This is a genomic window from Pseudooctadecabacter sp. (assembly GCF_965657175.1).
In the GTDB taxonomy this organism is placed as follows: domain Bacteria; phylum Pseudomonadota; class Alphaproteobacteria; order Rhodobacterales; family Rhodobacteraceae; genus Octadecabacter.
Genome location: NZ_CBFHNH010000007.1, coordinates 60,494 through 85,026, shown reverse-complemented (window position 1 = coordinate 85,026; position 24,533 = coordinate 60,494). Strand labels below are relative to the sequence as shown.

The following is a 24,533-nucleotide window of genomic DNA, read 5'->3' as shown; positions in this document are numbered from 1 at the left end:
TTTATTCCCCTCTCGGAAAGCGTTGGTTTTCCTCAAGAACATTGAGGTTCATATGATTGCGCATGTAGCGTTCGGAGGCCTTTTGAAGCGGCTGATAATCCCACGGGAAGTAATCCCCGTTGCGCAGCGCCTCATAAACGACCCAGCGGCGCGCCTGACTTTCGCGGACCTGCGCGTCGAAGGCGGACAAATCCCAACGAGCCTCGGATTTGGCGCGCAATTGCTGCAACGTACCTTGATGTTTTTCAACATTTGCAAGGTTGTTTAGCTCGTTCGGGTCGGCCTCAATATCAAATAACTGATCTGGGTCGAGCAGGCAGCGTGTGTATTTCCACTTGCCATAGCGCAGGCAGACCAGCGGCGCGTATGACCCTTCGGCGGCGTATTCCATGGCGACCGGCGCATCCCGTTCCACCCCATTGGCCAAAGGCACCAGCGACATGCCCTCGGTCCACGGCATGACCTCCTCCATGGACACCCCTGCAAGGTCACACAACGTTGGGGTCACGTCGATGTTGCTGACCGGTGTTTCGATCACCCCCGTGGGCATTGTGGGCGCGCTGATCATCATCGGCACGCGGGCCGATCCCTCAAAGAATGACATTTTGAACCACAGCCCACGATCGCCCAGCATGTCGCCATGATCAGAGACGAACAGAATGATCGCCTCCTGCCGCGTATCTTCGAGGGTTTGCAAAATTTCCCCAACCTTATCATCTAGATAGGAGACATTGGCGAAATAGGCCTGCCGTGCGCGTTTGACTTGGGTCTCAGTGATCTCAAAATTCTCATGATCGTTGGCGTCCAAGATCCGCTTCGAATGGGCGTCCTGATCGGCGTAAGGAATCGGCCCGACCTCAGGCAAAAGATGGTCGCAATCGGCATAAAGATCCCAATATTTTTTGCGCGCAACGTAAGGATCATGGGGATGGGTGAAAGACACTGTCAGACACCAAGGCCGCGCGTCGTGCCCACGGCTGAGGTCATACAATTTGCGCGTCGCGTTGTAGGCAACCTCGTCGTCGTATTCCATCTGATTGGTGATTTCGGCCACGCCCGCGCCGGTGACGGACCCCATGTTGTGATACCACCAATCGATCCGTTCACCTGGTTTGCGGTAATCCGGCGTCCAGCCAAAATCGGGCGGATAGATGTCCGTTGTCAGCCGCTCTTCGAACCCATGCAGCTGGTCCGGACCCACGAAATGCATCTTGCCGGACAAACAAGTCTGATAGCCCGCCCGGCGCAAATGGTGCGCATAGGTCGGGATGGAGGACGCAAATTCCGCTGCATTATCATAAACCTGCGTGCGACTTGGCAATTGGCCCGACATGAACGACGCCCGCCCCGGCGCGCACAAGGGCGATGCCGTGTAGCTGTTTTTGAACCGCGTGGACCGCGCGGCCAGCTTCTTGAGGTTTGGCGCATGCAGCCAGTCCGCAGGCCCGTCGGGAAAGAGCGTGCCATTCAATTGATCGACCATCAGGATCAGGATGTTGGGTTTGGTCATGTGTTGGCTCCGGTCAGACGGTCAAGCGCGCGCAGGGCGATGGAATGGGCGGTGGGCGCATCGGTTTCCCCCGCCAAAGCGGCCCGCAGATACAGCCCGTCGATCAAGGCGCTTAGCGTTTCGGCATCGGCCACAGGATCAGGCGACAAGGGGCGTAACGCATAGGTCAAATTCGACCGCAACCGCGCCTGATAGAGCCGCAAAAGACGGTGCATATCGGGCTGCGTCGTCGCCTGCGCATACAGCGTCATCCACGCGCTGACCGTGGCCGGATCAAAACATGACGGCGCAAAACACGCGCCAATCAATGCCTCGGCCCGGGCGCGGGGGGTGCGGGCGCGCGATAGCTCTGCCACGACCTCAGCCCCGAAATCCCGCAGGATCTGGCGCATTGCTGCGAGGAAAATCTGATCTTTACCGCCGAAATAGTGGTGCGCCAGCGCGGATGACATGCCCGCCTGCTTGGCAATCTGACTGACGGTGACATCAAGTGATCCTTGTGCCCCGATCACGTCGATCGTCGCTTTAACTAAGGCCGCGCGGCGGATAGGTTCCATTCCAAGCTTGGGCATGTTTTCCTCAAAACTGTTGCCAAGCGTTGATAAATTGTTCTTTATTGACTCGTCAATCAACAAAAACACCAACTGGGAGTACCCTTCATGAAAAATACCCTGTCGATCCTTGCGATCTGTGCAGCCGGCGCCGCTGCCGCCGACGGCCATGCCGAATGTGGCACTGTGACCTTCTCCGATGTGGGCTGGACGGACATCACCGCAACCACCGCCGCAACCACCGTTGTGCTTGAGGCATTGGGTTATGAAACAGACGTCAAAGTTCTTTCCGTTCCAGTGACTTACACGTCGCTTGCCGAAGGCGACGTTGATGTGTTCTTGGGCAACTGGATGCCCACCATGGAAGGCGACATCGCGTCCTACCGCGACGCTGGCACCGTTGACACAGTGCGCGCCAACCTTGAGGGCGCGAAATACACGCTGGCCACAAACGCCGCTGGCGCGGCCCTTGGCATCACCACATTTGACGATATCGCTGCCAACGCCGACGCGCTGGACGGCAAAATCTACGGCATCGAGGCCGGCAATGACGGCAACCGCCTGATCATGGACATGATCGCGGACGGCGCGTTCGGCCTGTCTGACGACGCCATCGAAGTGGTCGAATCCTCCGAAGCAGGCATGTTGGCACAAGTGGGCCGCGCATCCGACCGCGACGAACCTGTTGTGTTCCTTGGCTGGGAACCCCACCCTATGAACGCCAACTACGACATGACCTACCTTGAAGGCGGCGACGATTGGTTCGGCCCCAACTTGGGCGGTGCCACCGTGTTCACCAACACCACCGCAGGCTACGTCGACAGCTGCCCTAACGTTGGCAAACTGCTACAAAACCTCGCGTTTTCCCTTGAGATGGAGAACGAAATCATGGGCGCGATCCTCAACGACGGGACCGACCCCGATGAGGCCGCGACCGCATGGATGGCCGAAAACACGGACTTCGTCATGGGCTGGCTTGACGGTGTCACAACCATCGACGGCGGCGATGCTGCGGCGGCTGTCAGTGCCGCATTGGCACAGTAAGACGCCAACACAACATGAAGGGTCGCCCCATCGGGCGGCCCTTTTTCTGGGGCAAAGGGAACACAAATGGACTGGCTGACGGACAACAAAATCCCCGTGGGGGATGTGGCCGAAACGATATTCGAGGGCCTTGAACGCAATGGCCGTGTCGTCTTTGATGCCATCGCCGAAGGGCTTGAGGCGATGATCGACGCGTTCCTTTGGTTGATGCAAACGCCCCATCCGTTCATTGTGATTGCCTTTTTCGTGGGGCTGACGTGGCTGTTGCAACGCAACTGGAAAACCTGCGCGATGATCGCGCTGGGGTTCTTGTTCATCCTCAACCAAGACTACTGGGAAGAAACCACCGAAAGCCTGACCCTCGTTTTGTCGGCCTGCGTTGTTTGTATGGGTGTGGGCGTGCCCATCGGCATCGCCGCTGCGCATCGTCCGCGACTCTACGCATGGATGCGCCCTGTTCTGGACCTGATGCAGACCTTGCCGACCTTCGTTTACCTGATCCCCGCGATTGTCTTTTTCGGCATCGGCATGGTGCCCGGCCTGATCGCGACGGTGATTTTCGTGCTGCCCGCGCCGATCCGTCTGACGCATCTTGGCGTGTCCTCGACCCCCAAAGCGCTTTTGGAAGCTGCTGATGCTTTCGGTGCCACCGGTCGGCAAAAACTGTGGAAGGTGGAATTGCCCTCCGCCCTGCCCCAAATCATGGCCGGATTGAACCAGACCATCATGTTGTCGCTGTCCATGGTCGTTATTGCGGCCCTTGTGGGGGCGGACGGGTTGGGTGTGCCCGTGGTGCGCGCCCTAAACACGGTGGACACGGCCAAAGGTTTTGAATCCGGGCTGATCATCGTGGTGGTCGCCATCATGCTCGACCGGATGCTGCGCGTGGGAGACGGCAAATGAAGGCTGTAGAATTCGACAATGTGTCCATCGTCTTTGGCGGAAAACCGGAAACGGCGCTGCCTATGATGGACGAAGGCCGCGACCGTGCTGAAATCCAGACTGCGACCAATCAGGTCTTGGGCGTGCACAATTGTTCATTGGACGTGGAACAGGGCGAAATCCTTGTGCTGATGGGCCTATCCGGCTCTGGCAAATCCACGTTGTTGCGTGCGGTCAACGGTCTGAACCCCGTGGTGCGCGGCGAAGTGCGCGTGCATGACGGGAACTGGACCTGCGCCGTAGGCTCCGCGCCCGAACCCGAATTGCGCAAGCTGCGCCGCGAATGCGTGTCGATGGTGTTTCAGCAATTCGGCCTGCTGCCATGGCGGACTGTGCGCGACAATGTGGGGTTGGGGCTTGAACTTGGCGGCATGGACAAAGCCGCGCGTCAAAAGAAGGTCGATGAACAGCTGGAACTGGTGGGCCTGTCAGACCGCGCCACTGCACTGGTGGGGGAACTGTCGGGCGGCATGCAACAGCGCGTGGGCCTCGCCCGTGCCTTTGTCACCGACGCGCCGATCCTGCTGATGGATGAACCGTTCTCAGCCCTTGATCCGTTGATCCGGACGCGGCTTCAGGACGAATTGCTGGACCTGCAACAGCGCCTGAACCGCACGATTATCTTCGTCAGCCACGATCTGGACGAGGCGTTTAAGATCGGCAATCGAATTGCCATCATGGAAGGCGGTCGCATTGTGCAATGCGGCACCCCGCGTGAGATTTTCAGCAAGCCGGCCAACGGCTATGTGGCTGATTTCGTGGCCAATATGAACCCACTGGGCGTGTTGCGCGCCCGTGACGTCATGGGGGCCGCACCCGATGACGCACCACGGGGCTGGATGTCACGACTGACCGGGGCCGAGGACACGCCCCTGCCACAGGTCGATGCGGAACTGCCCGTGGCTGAGGTCATTGATGCCCTCGCCGCCACGTCTGCCCTTGTGGTGATGGAAGACGGCGACGCCATCGGCCAAATCACCCAAAGTTCGGTCTTGGCAAAGGTCAGCCCACCGCAGCCTTAGGCCAATGCGGCACGGGCGGCCATGTTTTTGGCCGCCTGTTCCAGATCGTGCACCAAAGTGCCCGCCATCGACCGCATGGCCATCACCTCATAGGTCTGCGGGCCAACGCGGGTCACGCTGACGGTCATATGGGCGACCAAGGTCCGCGCCGTATGGCCGCGTTTGAACTGGCTGTCCCGCAGATCAATCGGCGTCAGCCGCGCCAGAACCGCCGCCGCATCCGCGCCGTCGATCCGCACAATGGCCCATGCGTCAGAATGATCCATGACAGCCGCTTGCGGCAAATCGGGGCAATCCGCCCCCACCAACAACGCCTGCCCCATGCCGCACCAGACCATGCGCGGCTTCTTGTCTTGCGTCTGGCCCAACGTCCGGTTCGGCGCGGGAAAGCCCACGCCCACCGCCGCCTTCAACGCATCAGATGTGGCCTTTTGCGCCCCGTCAAAGGGGGCGATCAGGGTCACCGGCCCCGTGTCCACTTCGGTCAAGGTGACCGTTCCAACGGTCAACGGCAAAAGGCCGGCAGAAGGTGTCGTTGCGATCAATTTAGCCACGGGTGCGTCCCCCTTCTGGATCGAATTGAACAGGGTGGCAGACCTCAACAACGGTGCGCACCCCGCGCACGTGATCTACCGCCACGATGTGTTCGCCCGTGCGGTTCGGCCCGTCTGCGACAAATCCCAACCCGATATGGCTGCCCAAGGTGGGCGACCAGCACACAGACGACACATATCCCTGATCGTTGGCTGACACAGGGTCCGCCCCTTTCACAAACAAATGCGCGCCGGCAGTGATTTTGTCTTTTGGATCAACGGATTTCAGGCCGACCAGCTGTGGGCGTTCAGCCTCCAACAACCCCGGCCTGCGGGACGCGGCGTTGCCGACGCAATCCTTCTTCTGACTGACCATCCGATCAAACCCGATGTCGAATGCGGTCACCCGCCCGTGGATTTCCGCGTGGGTGATAAAGCCCTTTTCGATGCGCAAGACGTTCAGCGCCTCCATCCCGTAGGCCCCGCCGCCCAGCGCTTCGGCCTGTGCGGTCAACTGCCGGAACAACGACGCGCCGTAGCGCGACGGCACCGCCAGTTCATAGGCATGTTCGCCGGAGAATGAGATGCGGAACAGCCGCCCCTTGACCCCGCCAATGGACACAGGACCGCACGACATGAAGGGCCAAGCGTCGCCATCAACCGCATCGTCCAGCACGGAATTGAGCATTTCACGCGCCAGTGGCCCCGCCACCGCAAATTGCGCCCACTGTTCTGTCACGGAGGCAAAGCGCACGTCCAGATCGGGCCGAAGCGCTTGGCTCACCCAATCCAGATGGGTCATGACCTGCCCCGCTGCCGCCGTCGTTGTGGTCATCACGTAGTGATCCGCCCCCAGCCGTGCGGTCGTGCCGTCATCCATGACGTGCCCGTCTTCGCGCAACATCAGGCCATAACGCACGCGGTTTTCCTTCAACGTCGAAAACGTATTGCAATAAACGAAATCCAGAAACGCCGCCGCATCCGGCCCCTGAATGTCGATCTTGCCCAGCGTGCTGACATCACAGACGCCCACGGCGTTGCGGACATAGCCGACTTCGCGGTTACAACTCTCAAGCCACGTGGCCTCCCCGGGTTGCGGGAAATAACTGGGCCTGTACCACAAACCCGCCTCAATCATCGGCGCGCCGCGTGCGACGCTGGCGTGGTGGGATGTGGTCAACCGTTTGGGCGCAAACCCGTGACCTTGTGATCCCGCCCCCATGGCCGCGATGGACACGGGCACATAAGGCGGGCGGAACGTTGTCGTCCCCGTTTCAGGAATACCCCGCCCCGTGGCATCGGCCAGCACCGCCAGCGCCACCACATTCGACGATTTGCCCTGATCCGTCGCCATGCCTTGGGTCGTGTAACGTTTCATATGTTCGACCGAACGGAAGTTTTCCTGCGCGGACAGTTTGATGTCCTTCACATGCACATCGTTTTGAAAATCGATCCATTTGCGGCCCTTTCCGTCCACCTGCCAAAGGGGTTCGATCCGGTAGGGGTCATCCTCCGCAGTTGGCACATCGGCCACGGGCGACAGGCCAAGATCGGACCCAACACCGCAGGCCGCCTGCGCGCCCGATTGCAAACAGGCCGCCGTGGACATCTGGCCATTGGCCGCCCCCGCCACGACCATACCGGGGATCGCGCCCTCAACGGGGACAAACGACTGAATCGCATCGTCCCACTGGGGCCGCCCGTTCATATGGCACGTCAGATGCACCGTCGGGTTCCAGCCGCCGGACATGGCCAGACAATCGGTGCGCAGCTCGCGCGTGCCGCCCGAATGGGTGATCGTGATGCTGTCCAGCGCGTGGCGTCCTTTGGTGCCGGTCACCGCCCCGCTGGTATACAACGGGTAGTCGCCCAGCGCCGTCACATCGGCGCGGCTGTCAATGACACCGGACACCTTGACGCCCGCGTCCATCAGATCGACCGCCGTGCGGTGGGCGTCGTCATTGTTGGCAAAGATCGTGACCGCCTTGCCCGGTGCCACGCCCCACCGGTTCAGATAGGCGCGCACGGCGCTGGCCATCATGATGCCGGGGCGGTCGTTGTTGGGAAAGGCAATGGGCCGTTCTAAAGCCCCGGCGCACAGGATGCTGCGTTTGGCGGTGATGCGCCAGAAACATTCGCGCGGGGCGTCTGATCGCGGCACGTGGCGGCTGACCTCTTCCAGCGCGCCAAAGGTGCCTTGGTCGTAGGCCCCCGTGACAGTCGTGCGCGGCATCAAGCGGACATTCGGCATCGCTGCCAGTTCGGCCACGGCATCTGCGGCCCAATCGACCCCGGCCTGTCCGTCCACATCAAAAGTCTCGGCCAGCAGGCGGCCGCCCATCGTGGCGTCCTCATCGGCCAGGATCACATCTGCACCGGCACGTCCAGCGGTCAGTGCCGCCATCAAACCGGCAGGCCCCGCGCCGATGACCAGCACGTCACAATGGGCAAAGGCCTTTTCGTAGGTGTCGCTGTTGGCCTCACCCGACAGCGCGCCCAGACCTGCCGCGCGGCGAATAACCGGCTCATACAGTTTTTCCCAGAACGCCTTGGGCCACATGAAGGTCTTGTAATAAAAACCGGCACTTAGGAACGGTGCGGCCAGATCGTTGACCGCCATCGCATCACGTTTCAGCGACGGCCAAGCGTTTTGCGACCGCGCCTCCAGCCCGTTGAACAGCTGCACCGTTGTGGCGCGGACATTGGGCTCCTGTGTCGGGCCTGAACCGATGGTCACCAGCGCATTAGGCTCCTCCGATCCGGCGGTCACGATGCCACGGGGACGGTGATATTTGAACGACCGACCGACGAGTTTCACCCCATTGGCCAACAAGGCAGACGCCAGCGTATCGCCTTCAACGCCCCGATACTGCACCCCGTCAAAGGTAAAGGTCAGCGGCGTGCCGGTTGGTTTGATCACCCTCATCGCTTCGCCCCAACAAGTTTCGCGCCGCTCACCGCATGGGTCACCGTATCGCGCGTCACCACAATCCACGCGCCGCAGCCCGCCGCATGGTGCCACAGATCGCGGGTTTCGCCGGCGGGGTTGTCGCGGTTGTGCAGGTAGTCGTCCCACGCCGCCCCGTCCGCGTCCCGCGCGGGTCGGTCCAGCGCCACGGCGTCGCCTTGGTAGTAAAATTCGCGGCGGTCCCGTTCACCGCAGATGGGGCATGGCAGGCGCATGATCTATCCTAATGCAAATTGTGCTGAGAGCCTGTGCCCTCTTCGTCCATCAACCCCGCACCGGTGCGGAACCGGTCAAGGCGATAGCGTGCAGCAGGTTTGTGGTGCTGGCCGGTGGCAATCAGGTGCGCATAGCTGAACCCGGATCCTGGCACGGCCTTGAACCCGCCGTAGCACCAACCACAGTTGAGGAACAAACCATCGGTATCCGTCTTGTCGATGATGGGGGATCCATCGGGCGACATGTCCATGATCCCGCCCCAAGACCGCAGCACCTTGGCCTTGCCGATGGACGGCATCAACGTCATCGCGGCGTCCATCACATGTTCCTTCATGGGCAGGTTCCCCCGCGCTGCGTATGAGCTGTAGAAATCCAGATCGCCACCAAAGACCAAACCACCCTTGTCAGACTGGCTGATATAAAAGTGCCCCATCCCGAAGGAAATGACGCCAGGCATGATCGGCTTCAGCCCTTCAGAGACAAAGGCCTGCAACACGTGGCTTTCGATGGGCAGGCGCATCCCCGCCATGGCCGCCACTTGGGAGGACCGACCGGCGACGACAATCGCCACTTTCTTGGCGCGGATCGCCCCGCGCGTGGTCTGCACCCCGCGCACGACACCGCCCTCAATATCAATGCCGGTGACTTCGCAGTTCTGGATCAGATCAACGCCGCGTGTGTCCGCCCCGCGCGCGTAACCCCATGCGACCGCATCATGACGTGCCGTGCCGCCACGCCGGTGCATCAAGCCGCCGTAGATCGGGAAACGCACGTTGTCGAAATCAATCATCGGGGCCTCAGCGCGGACCTGTTCGGGGGTGAGCAATTCGGCATCATCGCCTTGATTGACCATGGAATTGCCGCGCCGTGCGAAGTAATCCCGTTGTCCGTCGGAATGGCACAACATCATCACGCCGCGCTGGGACATCATAGTGTTGTAGTTCAGATCCTGCTCCATCCCTTCCCACAGTTTCAGCGAATGGGAATAGAATTCCGAATTTCCGGGCAACATGTAATTGGCGCGCACGATGGTGGTGTTCCGCCCCACGTTGCCGCCGCCGATGTAGCCCTTTTCCAGCACGGCCACATTGGTGATCCCGTGTTCTTTGGCCAGATAATAGGCCGTCGACAGACCGTGCCCGCCGCCGCCGATGATCACCACATCATAGTCAGCCTTGGGTGCAGGATCACGCCAAACGGGTTTCCAGCCCTTTTGAGCAAAGAGCCCCTCTTTGATGACTTTGACCCCTGAATAGCCGCTGAAAAGTCCCATGATATCCCCGTTTGCTTGGCCTCAGCGTAGCTGGGCGCTGGCGGGGTGCAATGCTTCATTTCGACAAAAGAACGACAGTCCGCGACGCGGCCCACCCTTTGAGGCTCCCCCGACAGGGTACGGCCCCCTAAACACCACCCCAATCGCGATTGATATACGTAAAGGTTTGTCCTTGTCCCTTCGTTTTGCCCTGTGCGCCGCTGGCCTTTTTGCCCTTCAGGCCTGCGTGTCCGCTCCCACTACCGCCGTTGATCCCCAGATCGTGGCCCCTACGGACGCGGCCGTGGTGCAAACGCCGTCGCGGACTTTTCTGTTCAGGGGGGCATGTATGCCGATCCGGTCTTTGACCGCGATGTGGAAACCTTCGACCGTGCCTTCAGCCGCTCCTATGGCGCACCTGCGCATGCGGATTTGTTTGGTTTCACCTCCGCGCGATTGGCGGCCCCGGATGGGGCGACAATGGAACGTGAAATCGCGCAGATGGCGGCAGAGGCCGTGGATGGGCAGGACATCGTCGTGGTCATGCTGACGTCCCACGGATCACCGGGCCGCATGGCGATCAAGACGACGCCCAACGGCCCCATTGCCGGTGTGTCCGCAGATGGGCTGGCGGAGTTTTTGGCGCTCTTGTCCAACGACCGCCAAATCCTGATCCTGCAGGCCTGTTTTTCGGGATCGCTGATCAACGAATTGCGCAGCCCGAACCGGATCATCATGACCGCCGCTGCGGCGGATCGGTCCTCCTTTGGCTGCAAAAGGGACAGTGACAACACATGGTTCATCAAATCCCCGAACCGCGCCATGGCAGAAGTCGGCGCGCGCGGCGGATCGTGGCAACAGGTCTTTGCGCGCACCCGTGCGCTTGTCACCGCAGATGAGGCCGCCGTGGGCGTGCCCGCATCCAACCCGCAACGGTTTGTGGACGCGAATATGCGGGATGTGTGGACAGGGACCCGCCCGTAACGGGCCCCTGTTCAACTACAGACCTTTGGCCTTGTAGGACTGCGCAACGCGGTCGATCGACACCAGATAGGCCGCCGTCCGCAAGTCCTGCACATCGCTGCGATTGTGCCAGACTTCGCGCATGGACTGGAACGCCGTGCGCATCGTGTCATCAAGGCCCGAGCGCACCAGTTCCAATTCATCCGCACCGCGCAGATACTTCTGTTTGAAGTTGGGCGTCATGGACCATTGATCGCCCAGATGTTTGCTGAGGCGTTCCAGCTCCCCCACGATCAACTGGTGACGGGCCTCTTCCTGACGCCGCTGCATCCGCCCGAACCGGATATGGCTCAGGTTTTTGACCCATTCAAAGTACGACACCGTCACACCGCCTGCGTTGGCATACATGTCGGGAATAATGACCGTGCCCTTCTCGCGCAGGATATCATCGGCACCCGCCGTGATCGGGCCGTTGGCAGCCTCGATAATCAAGGGCGCTTGGACGTTTTTGGCGTTGGATATGTTGATGACACCTTCAAGGGCCGCAGGGATCAGGATGTCGCAGTCTTCTTCCAACACCTTTGATCCGTCTTCCACATAGGTCCCATCCGGATATCCTTTGACGCCGCCATGTTCGGCAATCCACGCCCGCAGGTCGTCAACGTTGATGCCACCCGCATCCACGATCGCGCCATCCCGTTCGATGACACCGGTGATCTTCGATCCGTCTTCTTCGGACAGGAATTTCGCGGCGTGGTAGCCCACATTGCCAAGGCCCTGCACGATGACCCGTTTGCCATCCAGTGACCCGTCCAGACCGGCGGCTTTGACGTCGGCTGGTTCGCGGAAAAATTCACGAAGCGCAAATTGTACGCCGCGCCCAGTGGCCTCAACCCGGCCAGCGATGCCCCCTGCATGAAGCGGTTTGCCGGTCACACAGGCGGCCGCATTGATGTCGGTGGTGTTCATCCGCCGGTACTGATCTGCAATCCACGCCATTTCACGTTCACCGGTGCCCATGTCAGGCGCGGGGACGTTTTGCGACGGATGGATCAGATCGCGTTTGGCCAACTCGTAGGCAAAGCGTCGCGTGATGCGTTCCAACTCATCTTCTTCCCACATGCGCGGATCAATACACAAACCGCCCTTCGATCCCCCGAACGGGGTTTCGACCAATGCGCATTTGTAGGTCATCAAAGCGGCCAGCGCTTCGACCTCATCTTGATTAACCCCCATGGAAAAGCGGATTCCGCCTTTGACCGGTTCCATGTGTTCGGAATGGACGGACCGGTAACCGGTAAACGTCTCAATCTTGCCGCGCAGACGGACGCCAAAACGCACCGTATAGGTCGCGTTGCAGACGCGGATTTTCTCTTCAAGACCGGGCGGCAAATCCATCAAGGCCACAGCACGGTTGAACATTATGTCCACGCTTTCACGGAAAGACGGCTCTTTAGGATTGGTAGCGGACGCACTCATGACGGACCCTTTCTTGGCGACTGGCGGCACCGGTTTCGGGCCGCGCCTCATGCTAAACATGATTCGGGGGACAGGTGACAATCTGATTAATTTTTAGGCGGAAAAATAACTCAAAATAGAACGACCCCTCCGGCGTCGTGGCGCGTCCAGCCTGCCCCACAGCCAAAGCATTTCGAAACAATTTCAGAAAAAAGCTCCCTATCGTTAACCTTTTCGAAACCAATTAACGAATTAAGGCCACAGTCTGCCCTAATTTTGCCATGCGCCAGTGGTCTAAAACACCAACTTAAAGGGACCAGTGCGTCTGCCCATCCGGCCGAACCTGCCCCTCAGAAAAGGTGAAAAACGATGAAAGCGCATGCTTTTGATCCATTACGGTACAAGACTGCCCATTTCCTGAACCGGTTTCGCAAAGCCGAAGACGGGGCGATGATTATTTTCTCCCTCTTCATGTTCGTCATGATCTTGTGGCTGGGTGGGATGTCCGTCGATTTGATGCGGTTTGAAACGACCCGCGCCAAACTTCAGGGCACCTTGGACCGCGCGACACTTGCAGCGGCAGATCTGGATCAAACACTTGAGCCGGCGGAAGTGGTTGTCGATTATTTCACCAAGGCAGGCATGATCGATTTCTTGGACGGCGTGCCGTATGTGGATCAAGGGATCAACTACCGGATCGTCAGTGCCAGCGCCAAGGCCAACATGCCTTTGATGTTCTATGATATCCCGCGCGTCTTTACCCAACCGTTCAATCCCGGCCTCACCGCCTTGACCGTCAGCGGCACCTCCACCGCCGAAGAACGTGTGACGGATGTTGAAGTGTCTTTGGTTCTGGACGTCTCGTCCTCCATGAACCGTGACAACCGGATCCAGAACCTGCGGCCTGCAGCACAGCAGTTCGTGTCGACTGTTCTGGCCAACAATGTAAACGCGCCTCAGGGTCTGATCACGGTCTCAATGATCCCTTACAGTGCCGTTGTGAACCCGGGCACCTTGATTGCGGACCAGATGAACATCTCAAGGTCTCATACCTATTCTACGTGTCCTTTGTTCGACAGCGGGATCTTCAACACGACCGCTCTGGATATGGGCACCTCTTATGAGCACGTCGCACATTTCGACATCGACAGCAGTCGCGATTCCGACAGCACGTTTGATTCCGGCTGGTGCTTTGAGGACAATCTGAACGCCATTATTCCGCACACCACGAACGAAAGCACCCTGCACACCGCGATTGATAACTTGGCGCCCTTTGGGAACACAGCCATCGACATGGGCGTGAAATGGGGTGTCGGCCTTCTCGACCCCAGCACCCGCGGCGTGATTACACAGCTTGCCGGAGCGTCCGGCAGCCCCATCCCCGGCATTGCCGCAGGCCGACCCTATGATCACGATCAGGAAGACGTGCTGAAGGTTCTTGTCTTGATGACGGATGGTGAAAACACCCGACAGTGGGACCTGTATGACCGGTTTAAATACGATACGTCTTTCGTGTGGTTCGATATGGACGACAAGAATGATCCCCTGAACACAGTCGACTTTGACGACACATCTGTCCAATACCGTGGCCTTGAGACCCCGACTGACTATTGGGACGACCGGTTCTATTGGAATGGCCGCAGTTCTGCATACGACGATCAAAACCGTTTGTGGACGGGCCGGTTCCGCAACTACCCACAGGGGTTTGATGACCAAAATGATTATGTCACGACCCGCGCAGTGGTCGACGTCGCCGGTGGCACCACAGCCCCCGGAGTTGGCCCGACCTACAAGAATAACGTGCGCCTTGCGACATGGCAGGACCTCTATGCCAATTGGGAAGTCTACCGCGTCAACAACGAACTGTTGCTCGAAGCCTACTACAGCGGCGCCATCCCATGGAGTGCGGGAAGCAGCGGCTGGCCCGTCAGCATCCCGCTGGATGACTATATTGACAGTGAATACGCCGTGAACTCCAACCTCGTAGACGGGAATGCCGCGAACGACCGCTTGGCTGCGATCTGTGGCGCGGCCCGTGACGAAGGGATCATCATCTACACGGTAGCATTCGAGGCACCTGAAAATGGTCAGACCGCGCTGCGAAACTGCGCAAGCTCCGAAAGCCACTACTTCGACGTGGCCGGTACGGATATCGCCGATGCCTTTGCTGCAATTGCCTCCGACATCCGCGCACTGAAACTGGTCCAATAGGAGGGTCGTATGTTGCACTTTGTCCTAAGACAGATCGGCTCCGTCCTTCGCCGCTTCCGCCGCAATGAAAGTGGCGGTCCGACTGTGGAATTCGTCTTGTTGTTCACGCCTTTCATTGTTTTGCCGATGACCGGCTTTGAAATGGGTCTCTTGATGACCCGCCACGCCATGCTGGAACGCGGGCTGGATATGGCGGTCCGTGAAATTCGTCTCAATACCGGCACCAACGTGGATGAATATGAAATGAAACGTATGATTTGTAATGCGGCCGGGATTTTGCCCGACTGCATGACGAACGTACGCCTTGAAATGCGCAGCCTCGACATGCGCCACACGGGCGCGAATGTGGAAAACGAAATTCCACGCACGGCCTCGTGTACGAACGTCAACCAGCCCTTTTTGCCTGCGCGGAACTTTTCAAACGGTGGGGCCAACCAAGTTATGATCGTCCGCGCCTGCGGTGTGTTCAAACCGATGTTGATCCCAGGCGTGGGCGTTGCGTTCCAGCTTAACCAGGGTGATCAGGGCCGTTACCGCCTTGTGTCCACCTCAGCATTCGTGATGGAGCCGGTCTGATGATGCGCGCCCTCAAAACCCGCCTGCGTCAGTTCCGGCGCGACGAAGACGGCACAATCATTGCCGAGGCCGTGACCATGTTCCCGTCTCTCTTTGCTTGCGTCATTGCCATGATCGTTTTCTTCGACGCGTTCCGGAACCAATCCATCAACGTCAAGGCAAACTACACCATCGCCGACGCGATCAGCCGCGAAGACGGGTACATCACCAATACCTACATCAACAACGTCTGGCGGATGCACCGGTTCTTGACCAATTCCCCAAACCTGACGCGTCTGCGTGTCAGTGTGGTGTCCTATGATCTGGACGAAGACAAACACACAGTGGTTTGGACACGGTCCAAGGGCGGCTGGTCGGGCAGCCATAACAAACCTCTGACCGAAATCGGGCTGACCGCTGCACAGGTGCCTGCAATGGTCGACAATGAATTCGTCATTGTCGTTCAGACAGCCGTAGACTACGCGCCCAACTTTTCCATCGGCCTTGGCGCGTTTACGTTTGAGAACATCAGCTTCACCCGCCCACGTTGGTCGCCCAACCTGTGCTACAGCGATGATGGGTCGGACGGTGCCGCAATCTGTCCGCGCAATTCGACCTAATCCTTGATCCGCATCGCGATCTGTTCGGCCATGAATTTGGCCGGACCGGACGGCGTGACACCGCCCACGCCCACCCGTTTGCCAAACCGCCACCACAGCCCCGGTGCCCAAGTGCGCATCGCGGCGGAGTGTAGATGCAAAACAAATCCGTTTGATGGCTTGAACGCCAATGCCCCGCGATCAATCGCGCGAATGTCCGACAGTTCCACCAAAGTGCGCCCGCCCGTGTCGCGCAATGCGGCCTCGGTCAGGACCAAGCCCAACATCGTGGCCCGCCGCAACCGTTCGGCCACAAACAGCGCCCCCGCGCCCAGCGCGATCAAAAACACCTGCCAACCAAAGGCCGGCGGTTGGATAAACGCCAACAAGATCAGCATCGCCCCCAGAACGAACACCGCCGCATAGGCGAAAATTCGGCGCACGGGCGTGGCCTGCAAGGTGGCGATCACCTCTTCATCGGTCGGGGCATGTGACATGGGGCTTGGCGTCCTTTGTAACGTGCCCGACCTTTAGCCCTGCGGCCTGAGAAAGAAAAGTCCTGCCAGTCCGGCAATCAGCGCGGCGGCGTCACCTCATACCCCGGTTCTTCGGGTTCATCGTCGATCATCTCTGCCGGAAAGCCCGGTGCAGTGATGTCGAGGCCCGTGGGCTCCTCAAGGCGTTTGATGATGTCATCGGATTGGGCATCAAAGCCATATCGCGCGATCCCGTCCTTGAAGATATCGACCATCATCGGGCTGATTTCCAAAGGAACGCCGTGGTCTTCCGCGATCTGTTGAAACAACCCGATGTCCTTTTGCACCAGCCCCATGGAAAACCCGATATCGCGGCTGCCGTTCAGGATCACCTGACTTTCGGTTTCATGCACAAAGGACGTCCCGCTTGAGATTTTGATCGCCTCATAGGTTGTCGCCAGATCAAGACCTGCGGCCTTCATCGTCACCATCGCCTCACACACGGTCAACAGGTTCGCCGTCGCCAGATAATTCGTCATCACCTTCAATGTGCTGGCCGTGCCGATGTCGCCCGTGTGCAAAACCCGCCGTCCTAGTGTGGTCAAAATCGGCAGCACCTTTTCAAACGTGGCGCGGTCGCAGCCCGCAAAGATCGAAATGTTGCCCGTCGCCGCACGGTGGCAGCCCCCCGACACCGGACAATCCACCGCGAAGCCGCCACGCTCTGTTACGGCGGCACCCAGACGCTGAACCTCACCCGCGTCGGTGGTGGACATCTCAAGCCAGATCTTGCCCGCTGTGACCTCGGGCAGCATTGCCTCAACCACCGCCGCACAGGCTGCAGGCGACGGCAGGCAGGTGATCACCACATCGCAATCGCGCATCAGCGCGGCAGGCGATCCGCCATTGCGCGCGCCGCGTGCGACAAACCCCGCGACTGCATCAGCGTCCAGATCATGCACCGACAGATCAAATCCGTTGCGCAACACCGATCCGGCCAGCTTCCCCCCGACAGAGCCAAGCCCCACAAATCCAACTTTCATAGACGTCATCCCTTTTGGTCTTTGCGTCAGCGTCCCTGCCTGTGCCCGACAGGTCTGTCCCCACGGCGACATCATGCGCGCATTTTGCACCCCGCCTGCCGCCCGCTTGCTCATGGCGGGCGGCGTGCCTATGGTCGCGCCAATCTGATGTGGACGGAATCTTGATGCGCCTCGCCTTTGCTCTTCCTGTGGTCCTCGTTGCCTGCACGGAATTTCCGGAACTCGACCAAAGGATTACGCCGGAACTGGCCGCAGCCCCGGTGCCTGATCTGGTGCCCATCGCCCCCCTTATTGCCCAAGCAAACGCCGCTGCGCGCGTGACGGAGGCCTCGGCCTCAACTCTTTCGGGGCGCATCGCCGCACTGAATGCGCGCGCCGCGCGGTTGCGTGGCCCCGTGATCCCCGCGCCGGTCCGCACGCGGATGTTGCGCGGGGTGCGTTGAAACCCTGCCCCTGACAGGCTAACAGGCGTCAAACGACGCGCTAAAAGGATGCTTGCCCATGTCTGAACCTCTCCGTCTTGGTATCGCCGGTCTTGGCACCGTGGGCGTGGGCGTCGTGCGCATCATCCGCCAGCAAGCCGCCCTGCTTGAGGCGCGCACGGGCCGCAAAATCACCATCTCGGCGGTCTCGGCTCGGTCCAAAGACAAAGACCGCGGCGTGCCGCTGTCGGATTATGGCTGGGAAGACGATCCCGTCGCCTTGGCCAAGCGCGACGATGTGGACGTGTTTGTCGAACTGATGGGCGGCGACGAGGGCCCCGCCAAGGACGCCACGGAAGCCGCGATTGCCGCAGGCAAAGACGTGGTGACGGCCAACAAAGCCATGCTCGCCATCCACGGGCAGGCCTTGGCCGAAGCCGCAGAGGCCGCAGGCCGCGTTATCCGGTATGAAGCAGCCGTCGCCGGTGGCATCCCCGTGATGAAGGCCCTGACCGAAGGTCTGGCGGGCAATGACATCAGCCGCGTCATGGGTGTGATGAACGGCACCTGCAACTATATCCTGACCCAAATGCAGGCCACGCGGCAGGGCTATAACGCGCTGTTCGCGGAAGCCGACAAGCTGGGCTATCTTGAGGCCGATCCGAATTTGGACGTGGGCGGCATTGATGCAGGTCACAAACTGGCGCTGCTGGCCTCTGTGGCCTTTGGCACGCAGGTGAATTTCGACGGCGTTGAATTGGAAGGCATCCAGAACGTCACGCTGGAAGACATCGATGCGGCCCATGACATGGGCTACCGGATCAAACTGTTGGGTGTCGCGCAGATGACAGGCCGTGGGCTGGAACAGCGCATGTCGCCTTGTCTTGTGCCGTCAACCTCGCCCTTGGGTCAGCTTGAAGGCGGGACCAACATGGTGGTCATCGAAGGCGACGCCGTGGGCCAGATCGTGTTGCGCGGTGCCGGTGCCGGTGAAGGGCCCACGGCCTCAGCCGTGATGTCCGATGTGATTGATATTGCACGTGGATTGCGCCTGCCGACCTTTGGGCAGCCGGCGACCACGCTGACGACCGCACGGCCTGCCTTGGCGGCGGTCGCTGCCCCCTATTATTTGCGCATGCAGCTGGTGGACAAACCCGGTGCCTTGGCAAAAGTGGCCGCTGTGTTGGGCGATGCCGGTGTGTCCATCGACCGGATGCGCCAATACGGGCATCAGGACACCGCAGCCCCTGTGCTGATCGTGACCCACAAAACCACGCGCACCGCATTGGATGAGGCACTGGCTGGCATGGACAAATCCGTGGTCCAAGGCGATCCGGTGGCCATCCGCATCGAAGAGGTCGACTGACCGGCGCTCTAAAATTCCGGAATTTTAGAGCCTGCGCCCAAGAAGCCTGCTACGTCTGGGGCCATGACGCCCCTTATGACCCGCAACATCACGCTTTATCGCTGGTCGCGCTTTCTGCGCAGCCTGATCTTTTGGCAGGCGATCTGGTTTCTCTATTTCCAAGACGTGCTGTCTGCCGCGCAGGCCATTTTGCTCTATGCGGTCTACGACGTGGCTGTCACGCTGCTCGAGGTCCCGTCGGGCTATATGTCCGACCGTCTGGGCCGCCGCCCGACCCTGATCCTGTCGGCCCTCGCAGCCTTTCTGGGGGCCGCCTGTTTGTGGCTGGGCGACAGTTTCGCGATGTTTGCCGCGGGGCAGATTCTTGTGGGCGCCGGTGGGGCCTTTGCCTCCGGCACGGATGAAGCACTGCTATACGAAAGCCTTGCCGCCACCGACCGCGCCGATGAAATCGAAACGCAAGAGGTGATCGCTTGGCGCTATTCGTTCAGCGCCCTCGCCCTGTCTGCAGTCACCGGCGGGGCCATGGCCCTTGTCGATCCGCGCCTGCCCTTTCTGGCCGGTGCCATCGCCATGATCGCCCTTTTTGCCGTCACATGGCGCATGACCGAACCACCCCGTCACACGGCCCTGTCTGAGGGCGGCGAAATTTTGCGACTGCGTCACTTGGCCGGACACTTCCGCAATCCGGTCTTGCTGTGGATCTTTGCCTTGTCAGTGCTGATGTACGGCTTCAGCCACCTGCCCTTCGTCTTTGGGCAGCCCTTTATCCTTGAAGCGTTGTCAGCCATGGGCTTTGCACCACAGGCCCCCTTGGTCAGTGGCGTCATCACGGCGATGATGATGGGCTTGTCGGTCACAGTGTCCCTCTTTGCGGTGGGCCTGCGCGACCGCATCGGGTTGTCGGGCATTCTGTTGGGGGCCTTTGCCCTGCAAATCGCCATATCGGGCGTCATGGCCTTGACGGACAGTGCCCTTGTGCTGGCGGTTTTGATGTTGCGGATGATCCCCGATGCCCTGTCGCGTCCGTTCATTCTGGGGCGGATCCAGCCACTTTTGAGCGATGACAGCCGTGCGACGTGGCTGTCCCTCAAAAGCTTTGTGGGGCGGCTGGGTTTTGCGTCCGCGCTGGCGATCGGGGCTGTGTCGACCACCGATGTGGGGCAAATGCCCTATGCCGACATCCAGTCCATTCTGACAGTTGCGACCCTGATCGGGCTGGCCGCTTTGGCCTGTTTGGCCCTGACCGCGCGTCCTGCTGGGGTGTCGAAAAATTCTTCCGCATCCCGTTAGCGCCACCAACCTTGCGGGTCCGCATCAGCTGGGGGTAAGGCACAAGGAGTGCAAAAGGATCCCTGATAATGACCAAAATTGATTTCAACGACCGTATGCTTTCGCTGGGCCTTGCCCGCGTGTCCGAAGCCGCTGCCCTTGCCTCTGCCACCCTCATCGGGCGTGGCGATGAAAAGGCCGCCGATCAGGCCGCCGTCAACGCCATGCGTGACCAGCTGGGCAAGCTTGATATCGCAGGCGTCGTCGTCATCGGGGAAGGCGAACGGGACGAAGCGCCGATGCTTTATATCGGCGAAGAGGTCGGGTCGGGCAACGGGCCCGGCGTGGACATCGCCCTTGACCCGCTGGAGGGCACGACCCTGACGGCCAAGGACATGCCCAACGCGCTGACCGTGATTGCAATGGGGCCACGCGGGTCCATGTTGCACGCGCCGGACGTCTATATGGACAAATTGGCCATTGGACCGGGGTTCAAGGAAGGCATCGTGACGCTGTCCATGTCGCCCGCCGAACGGGTCAGCGCGCTGGCGGCAGCAAAGGGCTGTTCCACCGAAGACATCACCGTTTGCGTGCTGGAACGCCCCCGCCACGAGGCCATGATCGCCGAAATCCGCAGCACTGGTGCTGCGATCCGCCTGATCACCGACGGCGACGTCGCCGGTGTCATGCACTGCGCCGAAGCCGAGGTCACAGGCATCGACATGTACATGGGCGAAGGCGGCGCGCCTGAGGGCGTGCTGGCCGCCGCTGCGCTCAAATGCATGGGCGGGCAGTTTTATGGCAAGCTGTTGTTCCGCAACGACGACGAACGGGGCCGCGCCAGCAAGGCGGGGATCACCAATTTCGACCGCGTGTACACGCGCGATGATCTGGTCACGGCGGATGTGATTTTCGCGGCCACCGGTGTAACGGATGGATCGCTTTTGGCAGGCATCAAACGCGAGCCGGGCTTTTTGACGGCTGAGACGATCCTCATGCGATCCAAAACGGGCTCCGTGCGCCGCATGACCTATCGCAACCCGATTTGACGGGCGGCGGACGCCGGATTTTAGGTATTTGAGAACCAGAGAAACAGGGCGTGGCGAATCCCGCGCCCTGTCCATATAGTCGCCCCTGATGGATGACGCACCACATATTGCGCGCGCCTTTCTGGACGTCGCGGTTTCCGCCACCGGCCGCCGCTGGGTGGGCCCCACGGGCGAAGACGACCGTTTGAGCGAGGCGATGGCCCAGACCACCGGCCTGCCCAGCCCCGTGTGCCGCATTTTGGTGCGGCGCGGGGTGACGGCGGAGGGGGCGCAAGGGTTTCTGGCACCGACTTTGCGCGACCTGATGCCGGATCCGCGGTCGATGCTGGATATGGAACCCGCAGCTGCACGGATTGTGGCTGCTGCCCTTGGCCGACAGAAGATCGCGATTTTCGCGGATTATGATGTGGATGGCGGCACGTCGGCTGCTTTGCTGATCACATGGCTGCGCGACTTCGGGATCGCGCCCACGCTCTACGTGCCCGACCGCATAGATGAGGGTTATGGCCCCAATGATGAGGCCATGGCGATGCTGGCCAAAAGCCATGATCTGATCATCTGTGTGGATTGCGGGACGCTGTCCCATGGCCCCTTGGCCGCTGCCCAAGGCGCGGATGTTGTGGTGTTGGATCACCACTTGGGAGGCGAAACGCTGCCACCCGCCCATGCGGTTGTGAACCCCAACCGGCAGGATGAAAGTGGCGATCTGGCGCATCTATGTGCCGCCGGTGTCGTGTTTTTGTGTTTGGTTGAGGCGAACCGCCAATTGCGCGGGGCGCAGGCGAAAACGCCCGATCTGATGTCCCTTCTTGATTTGGTGGCCTTGGGCACCGTCGCGGATGTGGCCCCCTTGGTAGGCGTCAACCGCGCCTTTGTGCGACAAGGTCTGACCATGATGGCGCGCCGTCAACGGCCTGGCATCGTCGCCCTGTCCGACGTGGCACGGATGGACACCGCGCCCTCGTCCTATCACCTTGGGTTTTTGCTAGGCCCACGGGTCAACGCCGGTGGGCGCATCGGCAAGGCCGACCTTGGCGCGCGGCTTTTGGCCACGACCGACCCACGTGAAGCGCATTCCATAGCCGAGAGGTTGGATCAGCTGAACACCGAACGGCGTGACATTGAAAATCAGGTGCGCGATGCAGCGCTAGAACAGGCGGAAGCCCGTGGGTTTGACGCGCCGCTGGTCTGGGCTGCGGGCGAAGGATGGCATCCCGGGGTCGTGGGCATCGTGGCCTCCCGCCTGAAAGAAAAGACCAACCGGCCTGCGGTCGTGATCGGACTTGATGGCGACACCGGCAAAGGATCGGGGCGCAGCGTGTCGGGCATTGACCTTGGTGCTGCGATCCAGCGCTGTGCGGCAGAGGGCGTGTTGCTCAAAGGGGGTGGTCATAAAATGGCCGCTGGCCTGACAGTCGCGCGCGACCAGCTAGAGGACGCCATGGCGCGCCTGTCTGATCTGCTGGCCAAACAAGGCGCGGGCGATATCGGCCCTGCGGACCTGAAGGTGGACGGGCTCCTGATGCCAGGTGCCGCGACCGTTGAGCTGATCGAACAGATCGAACAGGCCGGCCCCTTTGGCGCGGGCGCCCCTGCCCCACGATTTGTCTTTCCTGATTGCACCATCACCTTTGCCAAACACGTGGGCGCCAACCACCTGAAAATCACCTTCGGGGACGGGATCAGCGCGCGAATTGATGCGATTTCCTTTGGCGCGATGGATGGCCCGCTGGGGCCGATGTTGATGAACCACGCCGGTGCACGCTTTCATCTGGCGGGCCGCCTAGAGGTCAATGAATGGCAAGGTCGCAGGTCGCCACAACTGCGTCTGGAGGACGCGGCACCGGCTTCGTAATTTTTGAGAAAAAATCGTAAAGAATCTGCTTGCGCCTGCGGGGCGGTTTCCCTAAATACGCCCTCACCAAGAGATGCTCCCTTCGTCTATCGGTTAGGACGCCAGGTTTTCAACCTGGAAAGAGGGGTTCGATTCCCCTAGGGAGTACCACTTGGGTCTAACGCAAAACGCCGCGGTTTTCCGCGGCGTTTGTCGTTTCAGAACCTTACGAATTTTGTGCTTAGATGGGTGGCGTGTAGTCCAGCCCTTCGATCGCGGCACAGCGGTCCAACACCATGTCGCCCTGCTGGGCCAGCCAGTGCAAAAGATCAATAAAGATCCAGTTTTCGGCCAGTTTGTCCCCCTCGCGGCGATAGATGTCGATCACGCGGAATTCGGCGTCTTGGTCGTTAGCGGGCAGTCCCATGAACCCGCCCCGTTGTTTGGCTGAGAAATTGGGCCAGCCGAAAAAGCCGCCGTAGTGTCCTTCGGCCACACGTGCCACATGGCCGGTGCCGGTCCGGTCATAAAACGCCGCACGGAACGGGCCTGAGTGCTGTTTGGCATAGCGTTCAATCGTGTAGGTTGCGCCGATGCCCGTGGGGCCCCACCACAGCATGTCATCATGCCATGTGCGCGCCAGTTCTTCCTCCAACGGCAGGCCAAGCTGCCATGTGCCCAGATCGCTGATCATGGCGTTGATGGCGGCCAGCGTCGCCTCCCCCTCGGCGGGGTCTTGGGCGTCGAACAGCTGACCGTCGTGGGTCAGCGGGCCGGGCTGCACCAGATTGGCGGCGGTTTGCGGGCCGAAGGGCATTTGTCCGGCCTGCACCATCAGATGGGGGATATCTATGTGCAGCATCGTTTCAACGATTTTGCCCCCCTCAACGCGGTTGAATTCGCAATAGCGCAGCATGGTCAGTTTGCGGCTGGGGCGGATGCACAGCCAAGGGGCATCAAAAAGCCCCATCAGGTGCCCCATAGACACGACCCAAACGCCCTCCCCGACGGAGTTTTGACCGGCAAAGAAAATATCCTCACGCCGTTGTAGGCGGGTCAGGGACGTGCGCAGCGGCCCCCAAAACACACGGGCCACATCCCCGGCCCCGCGCTGTTCATAAAACGGATGCACACCGCGCCAGTGCCAGTCGTCCGCCGTATGCACCGCCAAAGCCGCCGCCACATCGCGTGCACCATCCAATTCCGCATAATGCGCGCGGACGATGGACTTTTCATTTTGGAACATG

General features: G+C 60.3%; 22 protein-coding genes and 1 tRNA gene. 13 read left to right on the top strand and 10 right to left on the bottom strand.

All coding sequences use genetic code 11. From position 1 onward, the window contains the following. Position 1: 1 nt before the first annotated feature. Both betC and betI read right to left on the bottom strand, forming a co-directional pair. Entirely contained in the window at positions 2–1,510 is a 1,509-nt protein-coding gene (gene betC / locus ACTG36_RS08125; RefSeq protein ID WP_375281999.1) for a choline-sulfatase, read from the bottom strand. Then, complete coding sequence (gene betI, locus ACTG36_RS08120) at positions 1,507–2,082, bottom strand: choline-binding transcriptional repressor BetI (RefSeq protein WP_375281998.1); 576 nt, start codon at positions 2,080–2,082, stop codon at positions 1,507–1,509. Before betI ends, betC begins: the two co-directional genes overlap by 4 nt. 87 nt (positions 2,083–2,169) lie before the next feature. Between betI and choX the strand changes: the two genes are divergently transcribed. The 3 genes from choX (at position 2,170) to choV (ending at position 5,069) form a co-directional block, all read left to right on the top strand. Then, positions 2,170–3,105: a choline ABC transporter substrate-binding protein gene (gene choX, locus ACTG36_RS08115; RefSeq protein WP_375281997.1), complete on the top strand. Its 936-nt coding sequence runs from the start codon at positions 2,170–2,172 to the stop codon at positions 3,103–3,105. Positions 3,106–3,171: 66 nt separating this feature from the next. Beyond that, positions 3,172–4,008: a choline ABC transporter permease subunit gene (gene choW / locus ACTG36_RS08110; protein WP_375281996.1), complete on the top strand. Its 837-nt coding sequence runs from the start codon at positions 3,172–3,174 to the stop codon at positions 4,006–4,008. Continuing rightward, a complete protein-coding gene (choV, locus tag ACTG36_RS08105) occupies positions 4,005–5,069 on the top strand; it encodes a choline ABC transporter ATP-binding protein (RefSeq protein ID WP_375281995.1) in 1,065 nt (354 codons plus the stop codon). The genes choW and choV overlap by 4 nt, the downstream gene beginning before the upstream one ends. Here the strand turns inward: choV and ACTG36_RS08100 are convergent. The 4 genes from ACTG36_RS08100 to ACTG36_RS08085 are packed head-to-tail and all read right to left on the bottom strand — an operon-like array spanning position 5,066 to position 10,059. Beyond that, complete coding sequence (locus ACTG36_RS08100; RefSeq protein ID WP_375281994.1) at positions 5,066–5,623, bottom strand: sarcosine oxidase subunit gamma; 558 nt, start codon at positions 5,621–5,623, stop codon at positions 5,066–5,068. The genes choV and ACTG36_RS08100 overlap by 4 nt on opposite strands. Beyond that, entirely contained in the window at positions 5,616–8,528 is a 2,913-nt protein-coding gene (locus ACTG36_RS08095) for a sarcosine oxidase subunit alpha family protein (protein WP_375281993.1), read from the bottom strand. The genes ACTG36_RS08100 and ACTG36_RS08095 overlap by 8 nt, the downstream gene beginning before the upstream one ends. Continuing rightward, positions 8,525–8,785: a sarcosine oxidase subunit delta gene (locus ACTG36_RS08090; RefSeq protein WP_375281992.1), complete on the bottom strand. Its 261-nt coding sequence runs from the start codon at positions 8,783–8,785 to the stop codon at positions 8,525–8,527. Before ACTG36_RS08090 ends, ACTG36_RS08095 begins: the two co-directional genes overlap by 4 nt. A gap of 8 nt (positions 8,786–8,793) precedes the next feature. After that, positions 8,794–10,059, bottom strand: a complete 1,266-nt coding sequence (locus tag ACTG36_RS08085) for a sarcosine oxidase subunit beta family protein (protein ID WP_439141962.1) — start codon at positions 10,057–10,059, stop codon at positions 8,794–8,796. Positions 10,060–10,383: 324 nt separating this feature from the next. Between ACTG36_RS08085 and ACTG36_RS08080 the strand changes: the two genes are divergently transcribed. After that, positions 10,384–11,022: a C13 family peptidase gene (locus ACTG36_RS08080; protein WP_375281990.1), complete on the top strand. Its 639-nt coding sequence runs from the start codon at positions 10,384–10,386 to the stop codon at positions 11,020–11,022. A gap of 15 nt (positions 11,023–11,037) precedes the next feature. On the opposite strand, the gene ACTG36_RS08075 is transcribed toward ACTG36_RS08080, so the two are convergent. After that, the gene (locus ACTG36_RS08075; protein ID WP_375281989.1) at positions 11,038–12,480 is read right to left on the bottom strand and encodes a Glu/Leu/Phe/Val family dehydrogenase; all 1,443 of its coding nucleotides are present in this window, start codon (positions 12,478–12,480) and stop codon (positions 11,038–11,040) included. 348 nt (positions 12,481–12,828) lie between these two features. On the opposite strand from ACTG36_RS08075, the gene ACTG36_RS08070 reads away from it, so the two are divergent. The 3 genes from ACTG36_RS08070 to ACTG36_RS08060 are packed head-to-tail and all read left to right on the top strand — an operon-like array spanning position 12,829 to position 15,845. Then, a complete protein-coding gene (locus tag ACTG36_RS08070) occupies positions 12,829–14,670 on the top strand; it encodes a pilus assembly protein TadG-related protein (protein WP_439141960.1) in 1,842 nt (613 codons plus the stop codon). Positions 14,671–14,679: 9 nt separating this feature from the next. Beyond that, complete coding sequence (locus ACTG36_RS08065) at positions 14,680–15,246, top strand: TadE/TadG family type IV pilus assembly protein (protein WP_375281987.1); 567 nt, start codon at positions 14,680–14,682, stop codon at positions 15,244–15,246. Further along, positions 15,246–15,845 (top strand): TadE/TadG family type IV pilus assembly protein, encoded by a 600-nt coding sequence (locus ACTG36_RS08060; protein WP_375281986.1) that lies wholly within the window; start codon positions 15,246–15,248, stop codon positions 15,843–15,845. Before ACTG36_RS08065 ends, ACTG36_RS08060 begins: the two co-directional genes overlap by 1 nt. Here ACTG36_RS08060 and ACTG36_RS08055 read toward each other — a convergent pair. After that, complete coding sequence (locus ACTG36_RS08055) at positions 15,842–16,321, bottom strand: hypothetical protein (protein ID WP_375281985.1); 480 nt, start codon at positions 16,319–16,321, stop codon at positions 15,842–15,844. The two genes, ACTG36_RS08060 and ACTG36_RS08055, sit on opposite strands and share 4 nt — an antisense overlap. Before the next feature lie 77 nt (positions 16,322–16,398). Beyond that, positions 16,399–17,343: an NAD(P)-dependent oxidoreductase gene (locus tag ACTG36_RS08050; protein WP_375281984.1), complete on the bottom strand. Its 945-nt coding sequence runs from the start codon at positions 17,341–17,343 to the stop codon at positions 16,399–16,401. A gap of 164 nt (positions 17,344–17,507) precedes the next feature. Here ACTG36_RS08050 and ACTG36_RS08045 point away from each other — a divergent pair, with 164 nt between their 5' ends. From ACTG36_RS08045 to ACTG36_RS08020, 6 genes are all read left to right on the top strand, one after another. After that, complete coding sequence (locus tag ACTG36_RS08045) at positions 17,508–17,786, top strand: hypothetical protein (RefSeq protein ID WP_375280779.1); 279 nt, start codon at positions 17,508–17,510, stop codon at positions 17,784–17,786. 58 nt (positions 17,787–17,844) lie between these two features. Further along, positions 17,845–19,131 carry a homoserine dehydrogenase gene (locus ACTG36_RS08040; RefSeq protein WP_375280780.1) on the top strand — a complete coding sequence of 429 codons (1,287 nt, stop codon included), beginning with the start codon at positions 17,845–17,847 and terminating at the stop codon, positions 19,129–19,131. Positions 19,132–19,194: 63 nt separating this feature from the next. Next, positions 19,195–20,424, top strand: coding sequence for an MFS transporter (locus tag ACTG36_RS08035; RefSeq protein ID WP_375280781.1), 1,230 nt, complete (start codon positions 19,195–19,197; stop codon positions 20,422–20,424). Between the two features lie 68 nt (positions 20,425–20,492). Beyond that, positions 20,493–21,452 carry a class II fructose-bisphosphatase gene (gene glpX, locus ACTG36_RS08030; protein ID WP_375280782.1) on the top strand — a complete coding sequence of 320 codons (960 nt, stop codon included), beginning with the start codon at positions 20,493–20,495 and terminating at the stop codon, positions 21,450–21,452. A gap of 88 nt (positions 21,453–21,540) precedes the next feature. Continuing rightward, positions 21,541–23,307 (top strand): single-stranded-DNA-specific exonuclease RecJ, encoded by a 1,767-nt coding sequence (gene recJ / locus ACTG36_RS08025; RefSeq protein WP_375280783.1) that lies wholly within the window; start codon positions 21,541–21,543, stop codon positions 23,305–23,307. 75 nt (positions 23,308–23,382) lie between these two features. Then, positions 23,383–23,457 (top strand) — tRNA-Glu (locus tag ACTG36_RS08020). A gap of 70 nt (positions 23,458–23,527) precedes the next feature. Here ACTG36_RS08020 and ACTG36_RS08015 read toward each other — a convergent pair. After that, positions 23,528–24,532: an ester cyclase gene (locus ACTG36_RS08015; protein WP_375280784.1), complete on the bottom strand. Its 1,005-nt coding sequence runs from the start codon at positions 24,530–24,532 to the stop codon at positions 23,528–23,530. Position 24,533: the final 1 nt, after the last annotated feature.